The sequence below is a fragment of the Cellulophaga sp. genome (genome assembly GCF_039943695.1).
In the GTDB taxonomy this organism is placed as follows: domain Bacteria; phylum Bacteroidota; class Bacteroidia; order Flavobacteriales; family Flavobacteriaceae; genus Cellulophaga.
In genome coordinates this window covers 1-2,603 of record NZ_JBDVAA010000147.1, presented here as the reverse complement: position 1 = coordinate 2,603, position 2,603 = coordinate 1, and the positions used below count along the sequence as shown (strand labels likewise).

At 26.4% G+C, this 2,603-nt stretch carries 2 protein-coding genes and 1 pseudogene; all 3 read right to left on the bottom strand.

Annotated features, from left to right (window positions below; all coding sequences use genetic code 11):
* Positions 1-1,065: hypothetical protein (locus tag ABJD66_RS09600; protein WP_348130867.1), on the bottom strand; the 1,065-nt coding region annotated here is incomplete at its 3' end.
* Between the two features lie 4 nt (positions 1,066-1,069).
* Positions 1,070-1,933, bottom strand: a complete 864-nt coding sequence (locus ABJD66_RS09595) for an ABC transporter ATP-binding protein (RefSeq protein WP_348130864.1) — start codon at positions 1,931-1,933, stop codon at positions 1,070-1,072.
* Positions 1,934-1,937: 4 nt separating this feature from the next.
* Positions 1,938-2,603 (bottom strand): annotated as a pseudogene (locus tag ABJD66_RS09590) (hypothetical protein); the annotation flags it as partial.

Genomic DNA, 2,603 nt, shown 5'->3' with positions numbered 1-2,603 from the left:
TGGAAGAAATAGTAAAAGTAACATTCCCAATATGTTAATAATCCATAACCACTTTTTTCCTTTACGAAGTATAAGTAGCATTTCTGCTTTTAATAATGGATAAATACTATAATTTATTTGCGCATTAGATAGTTCTTTTAAATTAATTTGGTGTGTTGTATTAGGCTTATTTATGCTCTTTTCTTGTTCCTTAGATGTAGAATACTTAGTTATATTAAATCGATGAAAAAATCTGGACAAAACAAGTATTATAATAAGACCTAAAACCACCAATAGAAAACGACTTACAATAAAAGAAGTAGGGAAATCTATACCGTTAAATTCAAATTTGTTTAAGTTATTTGTATTTCCTACTATATATCCTATTGCTAAATTTGTATCTGTTGTAGATTTTGTAATGGTTTTAACTTGTTTCTCTAATTGATGTATTACAACATTGCTTCCTAAAATGTCTAATGTGTAACTGTTTTCTGTTTTAGGAGAAAACAAAATTAGAGTAGAATAAATAATAAAGAATAAGACATTTTGTAAAACAGAATATTTACTTAATACTAATTCAAAAACAACAGCAATAAAAGCAATGCAAAATAATGCAGGAGCCGTAATAAGAGCGTATGGTTTTATAAACTGCAAAAGATTAAAAGAATAATTATCATTATATAAAAAGAAAAGTATGATGCTCATTATAAAAACTACAAGAGCTATAGTTAAAAGAACTAAAAAGTTACTTAATACTTTACTAAGTAAATAACTAAAATTTTTAATTCTTGTAGTTGCTATAATTTGTCCAACTTTAGTATTTATATCCGTTTTTATAGCACTATTAACAAGATAAAAACCTATTAATGATAAAAAAATACTTGTCATTATAGCGGTAACATAGCCAAACCAAGCAGAATTATAAACGCCAATATAATCTGCTATTCTAATTGTAGAATAGTTAGCATTAGGCTCTGGTACAAAAGTATATGCAATTGCTAAACTAGCACAAAGAGTTATTAGAAAAGCATAACTTCTTGTACGTTGTATATAATCTAATTTTACAATATTAAAAAATGAATTCATAGCCTTATTTTGTTTTGGTTAAGTAGAGATAAGCATCTTCTAAATTTGCTATTTTTTTTATAGAATTTTCAATAGGTGTATTTGTTATATAGCGTACTAATAATTGGTTATTTTTTCTTGATGCACTAACTATAATTTTATCAGCTTTAAAAGCTGTTAAACTCTCTTTATCAATAGTTGTCTCAAATACTTTATTTGTTACGTGTTGTAATATATTTTCTTGAGTTCCGTAAGAAAGTAGAGTGCCTTTTTTCATAATTGCAACCTTATCTGCAATAGTATCAATGTCAGAAACAATATGAGAAGATAAAATAACTATACAATCGTTTGCTAAGTCAGATATTAAATTTCTAAAGCGTACACGTTCTTCTGGGTCTAAACCAACTGTAGGTTCATCAAAAATTACAATTTTAGGATTGTTAAGTAAAGCCTGTGCAATACCAACTCTTTGTTTCATTCCTCCAGAATAGCTACCTATTGGTTTTTTAGCAGCATCAATTAAGTTTAAACCTTCTAGTAATTTTGATATTCTAGATTTTAGATTATTTCCACCAACTCCTTTCATAGCTGCTATGTACTCTAAAAACTCGTATGCATTTAAGTTTGGGTATACACCAAAATCCTGAGGTAAAAAACCCAATTGTTTTCGCATATAATTAGCATCTTTAATAATATTGTTTTTGTTTAATATAATACAGCCTTTAGTTGGTTTATTAACAGTAGCTATCATTTTTAATAAAGTAGATTTTCCTGCCCCATTAGGACCTAATAAGCCTAATATTCCTTTTTCTATACTAATAGAAAAATCCTTTACACCATATTGGTTTTTATTGTATTTTTTAGATACATTTTGTATTTCTAGAGTCATAGTATTAATTTTTAGAGGTTATTTTACTAATTACAGTTTTAAACCCATTTTGATTAAACTCTAGACTATTACTATCTCCTTCTATTTGAGTTAAAATAACCCCTACAGTAGTATCATAAAGAGCTTTGTCATTTTTTTGAATTAGTTCACTCTTAACCTTTTGAGCATCAACTACTAGATACATTTTATTATTTTCTTGTATTATATTTAAAGTTAAATTAGCTTCTTTAAGTAAATAAGTTCCTGTGTATTTTTTAAATTTTTTTAAGTCTATTTTTTTAAAGTTAGATATTGAATTGTCATTTACATAAGCCAATAAATCGCTAGTAATTGCTTTCTTAGAAGTAATGCTTTTTGAGTTAGAAAATATTAAATACAAATTTTTAGTTGTTGGGTTGTATTCATTTCTAAAAGCGTATCCTATATTATTTCCTCCGTGACCGTAATAGTTTTTATTATTAAAATTGAATTTAAATATGCCGTAACCGTAAGTTTTATTACCAGACTCTAACATTAGTTTTAATGTTTCTTTTTGTAATAGTTTCTCGGTTTCAAAGAGAGAGGTATAAAATATTTCCATATCAGATAACGTAGAAGCAATACTACCTGCTGCATATGCAATATTTGCAAAATATCTATAATCGATGTAGGATGTAACATCTTTATTTTT